This window comes from Variovorax sp. 10N420, assembly GCF_056394705.1.
The window spans coordinates 69,482-83,946 of sequence record NZ_JBFTIJ010000012.1; the positions used below are offsets into that span (position 1 = coordinate 69,482).

Below are 14,465 nucleotides of genomic sequence, written 5' to 3' on the forward strand. Positions count from 1 at the left end.
TCGCGCGCGCGACCGTGAGGCGAGTAGAACGAGTGGAGAGCGCGAAGGCGCGCTCAGTTCGGCATGCTTTTGCGGCGCTTCGATGGCTGGGCCGGGGCCGGCCCGCACGAGCCGCGCAGCACGAACTGCGTGGGCACGATCACGCGTCGCGGTGGCGCGTCTGTCATTTCGCGCATGCGCTCGAGCAGCATCCTTGCGCCGTCTTCCACAACGAGATCGAGGTTGATCGTCACGCTGCTGATTGGCGGGCGGTGGCTGCGCGCGAAGTCCGGGTCGCCCATGGTGACGAGCGAGATGTCCTGCGGAATGCGCAAACCTTGTGCGGCGATGGCGTTCAGCACGTCAGCGAGCACGCTTGTGCCAAGCGTGACGAGGGCCGTCGGACGCACCCGGCCCTCGAGCAGTCGGGTGACCTCCTCGAAGGCCGGGCTGGTCGAGGTCGCAAGCCGCACCAGGTGCTCAGGCCGCGTCTCCAGGCCGTTCGCCTTGAGCCCGGCCTTGAAGCCCTCGATGCGCCGGCGCATCGGTCGGTTCTGCGTGCCAGCGACCAGCAGGCCGATGTCGCGGTGGCCAAGGCTCGCGAGGTGCCGCACTGCTTCCCTCATGCCGCGCCCATGGTCGAACAGCAGCTGGTCCTGCTCGACGTCCATGTCGCGGTCGAGGATCACCACCGGCATGCCCAGCTTCTCGACCGCCTCCAGAATCGCGGGATCGCGTTCATTGCCCGGCGCGATGAGCGCACCGTCCATGCGTCGGCTCTTGAACATCGAGAGGATTTCGAGCTCACGTTGCGGATCGTTCAGGCTGTTGGCCAACAGCACCATGTAGCCGGCCTTGCGCAGCTTGGCCTCGAAGCTGCCGTAGAGTCTGGCGTACAGCGGGTTGGAGACGTCGGTGAGCATGCACCCCACTGTGCTCGAACTGCGCGAGCGCAGCGTCTTCGCCGCATGGTTGACCTGATAGTCGAGCTCGCGCATTGCGCGCTCGACGCACTGGCGCACCTCGGGGCTGACGTTCTCGACGTTGTTGATCACCCGCGAGACGCTGCCGAGCGACACGCCCGCGAGCGTGGCCACATCCTTGATGCTCGCCTTGCCGGCCTTGGGGTTCATATCGTGTGAGCTCTTTCCCGAAGCGCGAGATTCTATGCAAGACGAAGCTGAGCGCGGTGCCGAGCGCCGCCTTGGGCGATCCTCAGCGAACGATGCGAGAACTGTCGCGCACGACAAGGCGGCAGGGCACGACGTGCAGTTGCCGCGGTATGGGCTCCCTTTGCGGGCCTTGCGCCATCAACTCGAGCACCAGGCGCGCGGCTTTCATGCCGATCTCGTAGGGCGCGGGACGCATGGTGGTGAGGGCAGGGTGCAGGTGCGCCGCAATGGGTGCATCGCCAAAGCCCGAAACGGCGCAATCGCTGGGCAATTGGAGGCCCAGCGAAGGCGCCTGCAGAATTGCGCCGGCAGCCATGCTGTCGTTCGCGAACACGATGGCTTGCGCGCGCGTTCGCCGAGGTTCCTGCTGAAGGCGGCGCATCACCTCCGCGCCCGCTTCGAATTCATCGGCTGCTTCGGTGGTCGTGACGATGTCGATCTTCAAGCCGGCGTCGCGCATCGCCGCCGCATATCCCATCGCGCGTTGCTGCGCGCGAAAGTCCTGTGACACGGGCCGCATCGCGAAACGGATGCGTCTGGCGCCCTGTTCGATGAAGTGCCGCGCGAGCTCCACCCCCACCTGATCATGCGGAAAGCCGACTTGGTGAAACGGCCGCCCCGGCACGAGGCCCCAGGTCTCGACGACCGGCGCACGCACTGCGCGCAGCAGCGCTTCGGTGTCGGGTGTGTGGTCGTCGCGCGTGACGATGAGCGCGCTCGGGTGCCAACCCGCGAAGGCGCGAACGGCACGTTCCTCGAGCTGCTGCGAGTAGTCCGTGTTGGCCAGCAGCAGTTGCAGGCCCGCGGTGTCGAAACCGTCGGTCATGCCGCGCACAAGGTCGGCAAAGGTCGTGCTCGCGGTGTTCTGCATCACCGCGCCCACCACGCGCGCCTGGCCCGAGGCGAGCCGGCCTGCCACCTGGCTCGGGACATAGCCTGTGGCCGCGATCACCTCGCGCAGCCGCTCTCTGACCGCCTGCGACACCTTGTCGGGCGCATTGAAATAGCGCGACACAGTGATCGACGACACGCCGGCCAGAGCCGCTACATCGTGGATCGTGTGCGTGACCAGCTTGCGTCGCGGCGCGCGCACGCGCGGCTCTTCCGAGGCGCGGGCGGGGAGGGGTTTCTTGAGGGTTCGAGGCATTGACGGGGAGCGCGGTGAACTATACATTCGAGCGAAATGTTATCGGTAACATCATCCACCGCAAAAACGGCTGCGGACTGAGCCATCGCTCGATTACTGGACGGAGACACAAGACATGAAAGTTCGCTTGGCCCTCGCAGCCTCGCTCGCATTCGCATCGGCGCTCTCGGCTCACGCCGAGGGCACCTTTCCCGACCATCCGCTGACGCTGCTCGTGCCGTACCCCGCAGGCGGCGTGGCCGACCAGATCGCGCGCCCGCTTGCGCAGGCGCTGTCGCAGCGGCTGGGCCAGCCCGTGGTCATCGACAACCGTGCAGGGGCCAACGGCAACATCGGCTCGGCGTGGGTGGCGCGCACTCAGCCGGCCGACGGCTACACCATGCTGCTGGGCTCCACCAGCACCCTCACGGTGAACCCCGCGCTCTACAAGTCGGTGGGTTACGACGTGCTCAAGGACCTGCAGCCCGTCACGCTCACGCACCAGATGCCCAATGTGCTGGTGGTCGGCGCAGCCACGCCTTACAAAAGCGTGGCCGATGTGATCGCAGCCGCGAAGAAGAAACCCGGCGACCTTGTCTTCGGCTCGGCCGGCAATGGCAACACCATGCATCTCACGGGCGTGGAGTTCCAGGACAAGGCCGGCGTGAAGCTCACGCACGTGCCCTACAAGGGCGGCCCGCCCGCGCTCAACGACGTGCTCGCGGGGCAGATCCCGATGATGTTCCACAACCTGCCGGCGGTGGTCTCGTACAAGAAGGCGGGCAGCGTGCGCGTGCTCGCGGTGGCCGACACCAAGCGCTCGCCCGTCATGCCCGACGTGCCCACCTTCGCGGAGGCCGGCGTCCCGGGTGTGGTGAATATCGTGTGGAACGGCATCCTCGTGCGCAGCGGCACGCCCGCGCCGGTGGTGGAGCGCCTGAACAAGGAGTTGCGCGCCATCCTGCAGTCGCCCGAATTCCGCAAGCCCCTGGAGGCACAGGGCTACGAGGTGCTGTCGTCCACGCCACAGGAGATGGGCGCGCTGATCGCCAAGGACACCCCCGCCATGGCCGCCGTGGTCAAGCAGGCCGACATCAAGATCGACTGAACCGAACGCTCCGCATGAACGACCCTCTTCACAACGCATTCCGCCACCGTCTCACTCAACCCGGCACGATGCTGGGTACATGGCTCATGTCGGGCATTGCCAGCACCGCCGAAGCGCTGGGCCGCGCCGGCTTCGACTGGCTGCTGGTCGACCAGGAGCATGTGCCCATCGACGAGCGCGACACGCTTCACATCCTGCAGGCACTGGCCGGCACGACTGCTGCGGCCGTGGTGCGCCTTGCGGCCAACGACCCGGTGCTGTTCAAGCGCGCACTCGACCTCGGCGCGCAGACGGTGATGGTGCCCTTCGTGGAGAGCGCGGAAGAAGCGCGCCGCGCCGTGTCGTATGCGAAATACCCGCCCGAGGGCATCCGAGGCTATGCGGCCATGCATCGCGCAAGCGGCTATGGCACCGCGAAAAACTACAACGCTCGCGCCAACGACTCGGTGTTCACCGTGGTCCAGCTCGAAACCCCGCGCGCCGTGGCCGCGCTCGAGGACATTGCGGCCGTGAAGGGCGTCGATGCGCTGTTCCTCGGTCCCGGGGACCTGTCGGCGAACATGGGCCACATCGGCAACATCCTGCATCCCGAGGTGCAGGACGTGATCGCCGACGTTGCTGCGCGCTGCCGCAAGATCGGCATGCCGTGCGGCATCGTGGGGCCGACGCCGGCGGTGGTGTCGAGCTTCATCGCCATGGGCTATTCGTTCGTGGCCGTGGCCTCGGACCTGGGCATGCTGATGCAGCAGGCCACGGCCTTCATCCAGGCCATTCAGCCGAGCCTGGCGCGCGGCTTCGACAGCAGCGTGTATTGATATCCAACGCAGAGGTCGTGCAGGCGCTGTATTCACAGGCCGGCCCGGTGCTGGTCTTCATGGCTTGCGTGGCGCTGGCCACCTACACGCAGAACCTCACGGGCTTCGCCTTCAGCCTGGTCCTGCTGGGGCTGGTGTCGGTGTTTCATGTCGCCACGGTCAGTGACGCGGCCAACGCAGCCATGGTGCTGAGCCTGGTCAACGCGTGGACCTATTTTCGCGCTCGGCCCGGCGTGGTGCCCTGGCGCTTGATGCTGCCCGCTCTCAAGGGCAGCACCTTGGGCGTGATGGCGGGACTGGCGCTCCTCGCGTGGCTCAGCGGCAGCGCTGTGTCGTGGCTGCGCGGCTTGCTGGGGCTTTCGATTCTCGGTTGCGCGGCGCTGCTGATCTTGCAGGGCAAGCCGCTGGCACGGGTGTCGCGCCCGTGGAGCTTCGGGCTCATAGGCGCTCTCTCGGGCTTGCTGGGCGGCCTGTTCGCGAGCTCGGGGCCGCCCATCGTGTTCCACATGTACCGCCAGCCCCTGGACCGCGAACTGGTGCGCCGCGCTTTGCTATTGATGTTCGCTTTGAACTCGCTGGTGCGGCTGGTGATCGTGCTGGCGATGGGGCATTTCTCGCTGCGCTCCGCATTGTTGGCCGCCTGCGCGCTGCCCATGGTCTATGGCGCCACGCGGCTGCACCACAAGCTGCCGAACCGGTTGAAGCCTGAGACGCTGAAGTGGCTGGTAGGCGGCCTGCTGGCCGCCGCAGGTTCGACGCTGATCGCGACCGCGTGGGCGCAATAGTGCTCAGGCGTAGGCGGCGCAGAACTCGCCTTCGGTCTTCATGCTATCGAAGGCGCTGTAGTCGGCCTGCCAGGCGTTGCCCGCGCGCAGCGTGAGCGCTTCGAGTTCGGCGAGCGTGGCGCTGCCTTCCTTGCGCAGTTGCTCGGCGCAACGCTCCAGATCGGGGAAGTTCTGCAGCGCGGCCCACCAAACGGCACGGCCCGCCAGAAAGCCGTGCGCGCCGGCCGCATAGGCGTACTCCATCACACGCACGAACTGCGGCGAGGTCACGCCCGCGGACAGCATCACCCACGGAATGTTCGCGCCCTTGCAGATCGCGCCAATCTGGTCGAACCAGGCCTGCGCGGCGAGGTGCGCCGCGCCGCCGTCGCGCGCCGGCAGCGTGGCCCCGGGGAGCGGGCTTTCAAGCTTGAACAGGTCGACGCCGTATTCGGGTTTGGCGAATTCGCGCACGCTTTCGATGACCAGCTCGGGCATCTTTTCGGGCGACTCGATGTAGTCGACCGTGTGGCGCTCGCTCTTGGGGAAGGGGTACACCAGCAGCTCCAGCACCAGCGGAATGTCCCACTGGCGGCACTCGTCGCCGATCTTTCGCACATAGTCTTTCTGGTGCGCGATGACGTCGGGCTCTGCGTCCGGCCGGTACCACGCGAGCACCTTCACGCCGTCGCCGCCGGCGCGCTTGATCTTCTCGACGCTCCAGTCGTTGATCGAGTGCGAGAGCCGGCCGCCGGGAGTGTCCCGGAAACGGTGGTCTTCGAGTGTCACGACCAGCCCGGTGTGTGCGGGCAGTTTCTGCAGCGCGGCCGGAAAGGCGTAGTTGGGGTCGAACAGCATGGCGCTGGCGTGCGCACCGAGTGCGTCGACCAACGCGCGTTTGACATTCACCATGTCGCTGAACTTGACGTCCGCCGGCGCAACGCCCCGCTTGGCGCCGATGAGTTGCGCGATAGGCGGGCGCTGGTCGAGCGCGACCATGGTGAAGTGGCCTTCGGGCGTGGCCATGCGGCGCATGCCCCATTTCTTGCCGAGGTGGAGGGCGGGCGTGGTCATGGTGAGTTACTCCTGGATGGATTCGACGAGGGACATCGCAGTGGCGAAGTCGGGCACGCCGGCGCGTCCGCCGGGCCGTGTGCACTTGATCGCCGCCACTGCGGCGGAAAACTGGAACGCGCGGCGCACGGGCCACTGCGCACCGAGGGCGAAGGCCAAGGCGCCGTGGAAGACGTCGCCGGCACCGGTGGTGTCGATGGCATTCACTTCGAAGGCCGCCAGGGCGTGTTGGCCCGCGGCATCGGCCCAGCGGACGCCGCGTTCGCCGAGCGTCACGGCTGCGAGCTTGCAACCGCGCGAGAGGGCGAACGCCAGTTGTTCGTCGACACTGCCTGCATTGACGGCGTAGCCCGCGAGGCCAGGTTCAGAGAACACGGCGAAGTCGGTGTGGGGCAGCAACAGGTCGAAGATGGCGGCATCGGCCACGTCACCGTCGAGCACGGTCGGCAGGGCGCGTTCGCGTGCGGCGCTGAACAATGCCAGTGCGCCTTCGGGCCAGCGCGGGTCGGCAAGAACAGCGTCGGTTCGGCCCAGCGCTTCGAGTGGCAGCCATGCCGGGTCGATGGGCAGATCCGCGCCGCGGAAGTTCACGATCATGCGTTCGCCGCGCTTGTCGACCACGATGCCCGACAGGGAGGAGCGTGCGCCTGCGAACAGCTTGAAGTGCGAGACGTCGACGCCGAGCGTTGCAAGTTGCGACTTCATCTCGTGGCCGGCGCTGTCTTCTCCTGCGCGGCCCCAGAACTGGACTTGCGCGCCCAACTTCGCGGCGGCGGCTGCTGCGTTGGCGGCCATGCCGCCGCCGCCTTCTCTCACATCATCGGCGCGTGTCTTGCCGCCGCCTTCGGGCAGGGCTTGTACTTGCCACGTGATGTCCAGCGCTGAAAGGCCCAGGCAGATCACGCGGGGGGAGGGGCGTTGCGGGTTCATTTCAGATTCCCAACGGACAGGCATGAGCTCCGCTGCATTTGAATCACCTCAACCATGCAGCACAGCGCCGTGTTGCGCATCGAACAGATGGCACTTTTCCATATCGAACGCCAGCGTGATCGTTTCCTTGGGCCGCACCTGCAACTCGGGTGCGACGCGGGCCACATGCCGCGTACCGGCGCGATCGAAATAGACCAACGTGTCCGAACCCAACGGCTCGACCACGCTGACCTGAACGCGCAGCCCTGGCGCGTCCGCAGGCAAGACTTGAATGTGCTCCGGCCGTACACCCAGCACCGCGGGCCCGGCAACGCCGGCACAACGCGGCGGCATCGAGAACACCGTGCCGTCGTCCATGCGCACGTGCGTGCCCTCGGCTTGCAGGTTGAAGAAGTTCATCGCCGGCGAACCAATGAAGCCTGCAACGAACTGGTTGGCCGGTGACTTGTAGACCTCTTCGGGCGTGCCGAACTGCTGGACGACGCCGGCTTTCAGCACCACGATGCGGTCGGCCATGGTCATCGCCTCGACCTGATCGTGCGTGACGAAGATCATGGTGGTCTTCAGCTGCTGCGACAGCGCCTTGATCTCGGTGCGCACCTCGGCGCGCAGTTTGGCATCGAGGTTGGACAACGGTTCGTCGAACAGGAAGACCTTCGGGTTGCGCACCATCGCGCGCCCCATGGCCACCCGCTGGCGCTGGCCGCCCGACAGGGCCCTGGGCTTGCGGTCGAGGTAGGGCTCGATGCGCAGCATCGCTGCAGCGCGGTCGACACGGCGCGTGATTTCGTCCTTGGGCGTGTTGCGCATCTCCAAGCCGAAGCCCATGTTGTCGCGCACCGTCATGTGCGGATAGAGCGCGTAGTCCTGGAACACCATCGCGATGTCTCGCCGTGCTGGAGCCACGTCGTTCACGCGCGTGTCGCCAATGTAGAGGTCGCCCTCGTCGATGGGCTCCAGCCCCGCGATGATGCGCAGCAAGGTCGACTTGCCGCAGCCCGAGGGGCCGACGAAGACTACGAATTCTTCGTCGCGGATCTCCAGGTCGAGCGAAGGGACCACGGTCACTTCGCCGAAGCGCTTGACCAGGCCTTTCAGACGGATGGACGCCATGCGTTTACTTTCCTGCGCGGTCAAAAGCCAGCAGCGGCTTGACGAGCTCGCCCGCCACGAACCGGCCGAACATCTCGGGCAGTTGGTCGATGCCGAACTGTGCGTCGACCAGCTTGCGATAGCGTTTCTTCTCGCCGCGCAGCAACTCGACGTTGAGAGCGAAATCGCTCTTGGGGAAATAGAAGGTGCGCACCATGTAGAAGTCCTTGCGGCGGATGGCCTTGTTCTCCTGCACCGGCCAGGGCTTGTCGCTCTCTCCGATGAGAATGAGCACGCCGCGCGGCAGCACGATCTCCATACCCAGGCTGCGGGCCGCATGCGCGCCGCTGCATTCCACGATGAGCTTGAAGCGCTTGCTGCTGTCGCCCACCGGATGGCGCCTGGCCCCGAATGATTCGGCCAGCTGCAGCCGCTCTTCCTTCAGGTCCGACACATACACCTCGGTGTAGCCCATGTTCTGCAACGCGATGAGCGCTCCGATACCCACCGGACCCGCTCCCGTCACCAGCACCGGCCCCGTCGTCTCCGGCGGCACCAGCGGCTTCACGAACCGGATGCCGTGCGCGGCCGTGCCGATGGTGTCGAGCAGCAGGGGGGCGAGTTCGTCCTCGATGTCGTCGGGCACGCGCAGCAGGCACTGCTCGGGCACGCTCAGGTATTCGGCGTAGCCGCCGGGGCGGTTCCACCCTACAAGCACCGATTCGTTGAGGCACATCTGCGTGTCGCCCGCACGACACGATTCGCAATGGCCGCAGTGCACCGGGATGTAGACCAGGCAGCGCTTGCCGTCGAGCGCATGGCCCGGCTGCTGCACCACTCCGAAGATCTCGTGCCCCGGCGTGATGGTCGCGCCGTTGAACCATAGCTTGGTGTCCGAGCCGCACAGCGCAGTGCGGCGCACGCGCAGCAGCACCTCGCCGGCGGCAGGCACCGGCATGGGCGCCTCGCCGATGGTGATGTTCCTGTCGCCATGAAAAATTGCAGCTTGCATGAGAGGTCTCCTAGCCTTTGACCGCGCCCATGGACAGGCCCGACACGAGCCTGCGCTGGACGATGAAAGCGAGAATCAGCGGCGGAAGCGCGATGAGGGAAGCAGCCGCCATCAGCGCGCCCCAGTTCGACGCGCCTTCGCCAATGAAATTGAAGGACGCCGCGATGAGTGTCTTGGTGTCACCGTTTGACAGCACGAGCGCGAACAGGAAGTAGTTCCACGAGAACACGAACGACAGGATCGACGACACGACCACGCCTGGCATCACGAGCGGCAGCGCGATGCGCCACAGAATGCGTGGCACGCTGCAACCGTCGACTTGCGCGCTCTCCAGCACACTGCGCGGAATGTTGTCGAAGAAGGGCAGCAGCACCCAGATCACGATGGGCATGGTGATGGCCGCGTGAGTGAGGATCAGCGCCCAATAGCTGCCGATCATCCCGGCCTCGCGGAACATCACGTACCAGGGCAGCAGAAAGAGGGTGCCCGGTGCCATGCGCGCCAGCAGTGTGACCGTGGCGGGCCACGTGATGCGCGTCCATGACACGGCGAACGCCGCCGGAACGCCCAGCAGCAGCCCGATCAGCGTCGAGCCAGCGGTGATGACCGTGCTGTTCCACGTGTAGTGAAGAAACGGCGTGGTGCCGAACAGCGTGCGGTAGTTCTCCAGCGTTGGTGTGAACAGCACCGTCGGCGGATAGGCCGTCACTTCGGCCGAGGGCTTGAAGGACGAGAGCACCATCCACGCGATCGGCAGCAAGATCAGGACCGCCACGAAGGCGATCTGCACGAGGCCCAGGCGCTGCACCAGCTTGCCGTTCATGGACTTGCCTCCTTCACCATGCCACGCGCTTGCGCGCCTGGGTGAGCACCATGACCGCGCCGAGCACGATGGCCGACAGCGTGATCATCAGCGCACTCGAATAGCCAATGTCGAACAGCTCGAAGCCCTTGCGGAAGCCATAGATGTTCAGCGTGTTCGACGCGTTGCCGGGGCCGCCCTGCGTAGTGATGTAGATGATGTCGAAAAAGCGCAGCAGGTCGACGCTGCGCAGAATGGCCGCCGTGACCAGCGTGGGCGCAAGCAGCGGCAGCGTGATGCGCCAGAAGGTATTCCAGCGCGAGGCGCCGTCGATCTGAGCGGCCTCATACACGTTGGGCGGCAGCGATTGCAGGCCGCCGAGCACGATGAGCGCCACGTAAGGCGTCCACTGCCAGGTGTCGATCATGGCCACGGTCGGAATGACCCACACCGGAGAGGCCAGCCAATCGGAACGCGGCAGCCCCACGGCCTGCAGCAGGTAGTTGGCCGCGCCGATGGACGGGTCGAGCACTACCAGCCACATCATGCCGACCACCACGGGGGGTAGCACGAAGGGCGAGATCATCAGGGTGCGCACAATGCCGGACAGTTTCCTGGAGCCGTGCAGCAGCAGCGCGATCCACGTGCCCAGCACGAGTTGCAGAACCAGCGACAGCAAGTAGAGGACGAGCGTGATCTTCAGCCCGTTCCAGAACTCGCCGTCGCCCGCCATCTCGACGAAGTTCAGGCCCCAGTTGAGCTTGGGCTTGGCTCCGAAGCTATACGAATGCAGGCTGAACCACACTGTGTAGGCGAAGGGGAACGCGATCATCGCGGTCGTGAAGATCACGGCCGGAAAGGAGAGAAACGCGAGTTGGCCGCGCGTGCCGATCGATTGGCTCATGCTGCGTCTTCAACCCGCGAGAAAGCCGCCGTCGACGGCCAGCACCGTGCCGGTGACGTAGTGCGCGGCGCGCGAAGCGAGGAACACCGCACTGCCCGCGATGTCGTCAGGCTGCGCCCATTGGCCCAGGGGGATGCGCGACCTGATGCGTTCGTAGTGCGCCTTGTCCTGGCGGCCGGCCGCGTTGATGGCGGTCTCTACATAGCCCGGCGCGATGGCGTTCACGCGCACGCCGCGCTCGGCCCAGGCGAGCGACAGCGACTTGGTGAGCATCACCACGCCGCCCTTGCTCGCGCAGTAGGCGGGAATGAACGGGAGTGCCACGAAGGCGTTCATCGACGCCACGTTGACGATGCTGCCCTTGCTCTTTTCGAGCAGCGGCAGGCTCGCGTTGCACAGGCGGAAGGTGCCTGTGAGGTTCACGTCCAGCACGCGCTGGAAGGTCTCGATCTCGAACTCCTTGAAGCGCGCGAGGATGCCGGCGCAGTTGACCAGCGTGTCGAGGCGATCGAGTCCGCCGACGAACGCGGCGACGGCGTCGTTGTCGGTGACGTCGAGCGTGCGCAACGTGAGCCTGCCGCTCTGTTGCAGCGAGGTGGCTTCGAGTGCCTCGTCGTCGACGCCCGTGGCGATGACGCTGCAGCCCATGTCCATGAAGGCGCGCGAGATGGCGGCGCCGATGTCCCCGGCACCACCGACTACCAGCACGCGGTGGTCCGCGGAGAAGTCGAAGACAGCCATCAGTCTTTGGCGATCAGCGCGTCGAGCTGTTTGTCGGCGTCGGCGCACGCTTGCGCGGGCGTCTTCTGGCCAAGCAGCAGTTCGGTTGCGGCTTGACCGATGAAGTCGCGCGAGGCCGGGTTCTGCACGATCGGATAGCCAACTTCGGAGGTGCCGGTGCGGCTCAGTTCATTCACCGCCGCGACCCATTCGGTGCGCACGGGTTGCTCGTCCATCCACGCCTTGTAGCCCGGCGACTTGGCCACGGCCGCGCGCGGCGGCGCGACGCCGTCGACCGCCAGCTTGGCCTGCACGGCCGGGCTGGTGGCCCACTGCACGAAGTACCAGGCGGCTTCCTTGTTCTTGCTGTGGGCCGACACCGACATCGTCCAGCCGATGACTGTCGGGTGCGAGCCGCCGGGGCCGGCGGGGAGCACGGCCACGGCCGTGTCTTTCAGGCGGGCGCCACCGTCCATCACATTGCGCAGCTCGTTCGACGACTCGAAAGCCATCGCCGCCTTGCCCTCCTTGTAGAGCGAGGAAATTTGATAGAAGCTGTAGTTGACGACGCCGGGCGGCCCGTAGTCCTTGAGCAGCTTGGAATAGAGCGCCAGCGATGCCTGGCCTTCCTTGCTGCATAGCTGCGACTTGTTGTCCTTCATGTAGGTGCCGCCCATGTTGTGCAGGAACACGCTATAGGTGAAGGGCAGGGCGGGCTTGAGGCCGCGCGAGACAAAGGGCGTCACGCCGGGTTCGCAGCTCTTGAGCTTGGCGGCCACGCCTTCGAGCTCGGGCAGGCTCTTGGGCAGCGACACGCCGCACTTCTGGAACAGGTCCTTGCGGTAGTACAGGACAGGGCCCTCGACGTTCATCGGGATGCCGGTGAGCTGCTTGTCGTAGGTCGCGTCCTTGAGCATGCCCGCGCTCAAGTCGGCGAAATCGTAATCTTTGGCGCTGGCGGTTTTGACGAACTCGTTCAGATCGGCATACCACCCGGCCTTGGCGAACTGCATCCCCTCGCGCGAGGGCAGTGACATGAACACGTCGACCTCGTCGCTGCGCGAGTTCATGACCGTGACCAGCCGTTGGCGCATCTGCTGCTCTTGATAGGAGTCGACCTTCAGCGTCATGCCGGTCTGCGCCTCGAAGTCGGCCTTGTGCTTCAGCAGGGCATTGGCCACCGGGTTGTTGTTGGCGAGGAAGGTGATGGTCGTGCCCTGGTGCTTCTTCCAATTGAAGTCCTGTGCATGAACGCCGAAGGCGCACGTGGCCGCGACAGCGAAAGCGATGGCTCGTCTCATGTCTTTGTCTCCTGTGATCGTCATGTAACCGTTTACAAAATTATCTTGGCAAGGACAGAGGCTGTCAACGCAGCGAACCGACTCAATGACGGCAATTCATAGGGGATTTCCCTTGAAGTTTGACCCGGTGGCGCTCGTACCGCTTGCTGTAAACTGTTTCACGATGAAGCCAAAAACAGTCGGTATTCGAGAAGTTGCCAAGCACGCGGGCGTCTCGACGGCTTCGATTTCTCGCGCGCTCAACAACCCCGAATCAGTGAGCCCGGACCTGCGAATGCGCATAGATGCGGCTGTTGAGGTTTTGGGCTACATCCCCGACGCGGCGGCGCGTGCGCTGTCGTCGCGCCGCACGCGCACCATCGGCGCCATCATCCCCACGGTGGACAACGCGATGTTCGCGCGGGGCATCGAGGCGCTGCAGATCTATTTGTCGCTGCAGGGCTATCTGCTGCTGCTTTCAACCAGCGGCTACGAGCCGGAGACCGAAGCGCGCCAAGCGCAGAACATGGTGAGCCGCGGCATCGACGGCCTGATCCTGCGCGGGGACACGCACACCGATGCGCTGCGCAGGCTGCTCGCCTCGCAACGCATTCCGTTCGTGAACGTGGGCGTGTACCACCCGGACAAGCCGTACGCGTCCGTAGGCGGCAACAACGAGGCCGCAGCCTATCGGGCTTGCAGGTATCTCATCGAGCTGGGGCACACCCGGGTCGGCATGGTCGCGGCGATTTCGTCGAACAACGACCGTGCGACGGCGCGCGTTGCGGGCGTACATCGCGCGCTCCAGGAAAGCGGGCTCACGCTTCGGCCCGAGTGGTACATCGAGGTGCCCTATCACCTGGACGATGCGCGCCAGGGCGCACGCTCGCTGCTATCTGCCGCAAAAAGTGACTGGCCCACCGCCGTTGTCTGCGGCAACGACGTGATCGCGTACGGAGTGCTGCTCGAGGCGGAGCGGCGCGGGCTCCATGTGCCCGACGATCTGTCGGTCATGGGCTTTGATGATCTCGAATGGAGCCGCCACCTTCGGCCCAGCCTGACGACCATGCATGTACCGACGGACGAGGTGTGGACGCGGGCGGGGGACTATCTGGTGAAGTCGTTGTCTGGGAAGCAGGTGGCGTTGCATCATGAAGTCGATGTGTCGCTCGTGGTGCGCGAATCCACCGGCAAGCCGCGCCTGATCCGCTAGTCCGGCGCTGTCCGGGCTTTGATCTGGCTTGGGCCCATTTCTGCCGGCGCCAGGCTGATCGCGTGGCGGTCCGTAGCTGGGTAGTGCCGCACGATCTGCTCTCGGTCGATCAGCTTCTTTCGATCCTCGGGATCGATGCTCGGTCGCGTGATCTCGTCCCCGAAGGCGGCGCGAATGGCGGCCATCGAGACCCATGAGGAAACGACCGTGACTTCGGTGCTGCCATCGCCGAGGTCTCGGAACAACGCCGACGATCGCTGGCATCCCTCGAAGGACTGCAACTCCGGAAGCTTCGTACGTTCAAGATGGGCTTGGCACTCCTCGTGCAGCGGGGTAAGGATCCAGAAGGTCCAGGTCCGAAGGATGGCAGTCATGGGGAAGACAGGTGCATGGGTGCGCTTGGAGAAATGAGTCGGGGCGGCCGATTGTGCTCCGACCAGCATGGAGGATGAAAGGGACAAAGTCGCAATCGGC

The 14,465-nt window shown here is 65.5% G+C and carries 15 protein-coding genes; 4 read left to right on the forward strand and 11 right to left on the reverse strand.

The genetic code is table 11. The features are described from left to right. Positions 1 to 53: 53 nt before the first annotated feature. Positions 54 to 1,112 (reverse strand): LacI family DNA-binding transcriptional regulator, encoded by a 1,059-nt coding sequence (locus AC1DEK_RS24815; RefSeq protein WP_478127967.1) that lies wholly within the window; start codon positions 1,110 to 1,112, stop codon positions 54 to 56. Positions 1,113 to 1,194: 82 nt separating this feature from the next. Then, positions 1,195 to 2,244 (reverse strand): LacI family DNA-binding transcriptional regulator, encoded by a 1,050-nt coding sequence (locus AC1DEK_RS24820; protein ID WP_478127968.1) that lies wholly within the window; start codon positions 2,242 to 2,244, stop codon positions 1,195 to 1,197. 169 nt (positions 2,245 to 2,413) lie between these two features. Between AC1DEK_RS24820 and AC1DEK_RS24825 the strand changes: the two genes are divergently transcribed. Genes AC1DEK_RS24825 through AC1DEK_RS24835 form a run of 3 tightly spaced genes read left to right on the forward strand, consistent with a single transcriptional unit; the run spans position 2,414 to position 4,985 of the window. Further along, positions 2,414 to 3,385 carry a Bug family tripartite tricarboxylate transporter substrate binding protein gene (locus tag AC1DEK_RS24825; RefSeq protein ID WP_478127969.1) on the forward strand — a complete coding sequence of 324 codons (972 nt, stop codon included), beginning with the start codon at positions 2,414 to 2,416 and terminating at the stop codon, positions 3,383 to 3,385. 14 nt (positions 3,386 to 3,399) lie between these two features. Beyond that, positions 3,400 to 4,200, forward strand: coding sequence for an HpcH/HpaI aldolase family protein (locus AC1DEK_RS24830; protein ID WP_478127970.1), 801 nt, complete (start codon positions 3,400 to 3,402; stop codon positions 4,198 to 4,200). Continuing rightward, positions 4,197 to 4,985, forward strand: a complete 789-nt coding sequence (locus AC1DEK_RS24835; protein ID WP_478127971.1) for a TSUP family transporter — start codon at positions 4,197 to 4,199, stop codon at positions 4,983 to 4,985. The genes AC1DEK_RS24830 and AC1DEK_RS24835 overlap by 4 nt, the downstream gene beginning before the upstream one ends. A 3-nt stretch (positions 4,986 to 4,988) precedes the next feature. On the opposite strand, the gene AC1DEK_RS24840 is transcribed toward AC1DEK_RS24835, so the two are convergent. Genes AC1DEK_RS24840 through AC1DEK_RS24875 form a run of 8 tightly spaced genes read right to left on the reverse strand, consistent with a single transcriptional unit; the run spans position 4,989 to position 12,799 of the window. After that, positions 4,989 to 6,038, reverse strand: a complete 1,050-nt coding sequence (locus tag AC1DEK_RS24840) for a tagatose 1,6-diphosphate aldolase (RefSeq protein WP_478127972.1) — start codon at positions 6,036 to 6,038, stop codon at positions 4,989 to 4,991. Between the two features lie 6 nt (positions 6,039 to 6,044). Next, on the reverse strand, positions 6,045 to 6,968 hold the full coding sequence (locus AC1DEK_RS24845; protein ID WP_478127973.1) for a PfkB family carbohydrate kinase: 924 nt from the start codon (positions 6,966 to 6,968) through the stop codon (positions 6,045 to 6,047). A gap of 48 nt (positions 6,969 to 7,016) precedes the next feature. Further along, positions 7,017 to 8,081: an ABC transporter ATP-binding protein gene (locus tag AC1DEK_RS24850; protein WP_478127974.1), complete on the reverse strand. Its 1,065-nt coding sequence runs from the start codon at positions 8,079 to 8,081 to the stop codon at positions 7,017 to 7,019. A gap of 4 nt (positions 8,082 to 8,085) precedes the next feature. Next, entirely contained in the window at positions 8,086 to 9,072 is a 987-nt protein-coding gene (locus AC1DEK_RS24855) for an alcohol dehydrogenase catalytic domain-containing protein (protein WP_478127975.1), read from the reverse strand. Positions 9,073 to 9,082: 10 nt separating this feature from the next. Beyond that, the gene (locus AC1DEK_RS24860) at positions 9,083 to 9,895 is read right to left on the reverse strand and encodes a carbohydrate ABC transporter permease (RefSeq protein ID WP_478127976.1); all 813 of its coding nucleotides are present in this window, start codon (positions 9,893 to 9,895) and stop codon (positions 9,083 to 9,085) included. 13 nt (positions 9,896 to 9,908) lie between these two features. Next, positions 9,909 to 10,778 (reverse strand): carbohydrate ABC transporter permease, encoded by an 870-nt coding sequence (locus AC1DEK_RS24865; RefSeq protein ID WP_478127977.1) that lies wholly within the window; start codon positions 10,776 to 10,778, stop codon positions 9,909 to 9,911. Between the two features lie 9 nt (positions 10,779 to 10,787). After that, on the reverse strand, positions 10,788 to 11,519 hold the full coding sequence (locus AC1DEK_RS24870; protein WP_478127978.1) for an SDR family NAD(P)-dependent oxidoreductase: 732 nt from the start codon (positions 11,517 to 11,519) through the stop codon (positions 10,788 to 10,790). Then, the gene (locus AC1DEK_RS24875; RefSeq protein WP_478127979.1) at positions 11,519 to 12,799 is read right to left on the reverse strand and encodes an ABC transporter substrate-binding protein; all 1,281 of its coding nucleotides are present in this window, start codon (positions 12,797 to 12,799) and stop codon (positions 11,519 to 11,521) included. Before AC1DEK_RS24875 ends, AC1DEK_RS24870 begins: the two co-directional genes overlap by 1 nt. Positions 12,800 to 12,962: 163 nt before the next feature. On the opposite strand from AC1DEK_RS24875, the gene AC1DEK_RS24880 reads away from it, so the two are divergent. Further along, entirely contained in the window at positions 12,963 to 13,991 is a 1,029-nt protein-coding gene (locus AC1DEK_RS24880; protein WP_478127980.1) for a LacI family DNA-binding transcriptional regulator, read from the forward strand. Here AC1DEK_RS24880 and AC1DEK_RS24885 read toward each other — a convergent pair. After that, positions 13,988 to 14,365 (reverse strand): hypothetical protein, encoded by a 378-nt coding sequence (locus AC1DEK_RS24885; RefSeq protein ID WP_478127981.1) that lies wholly within the window; start codon positions 14,363 to 14,365, stop codon positions 13,988 to 13,990. The genes AC1DEK_RS24880 and AC1DEK_RS24885 overlap by 4 nt on opposite strands. Between the last annotated feature and the right edge of the window lie 100 nt (positions 14,366 to 14,465).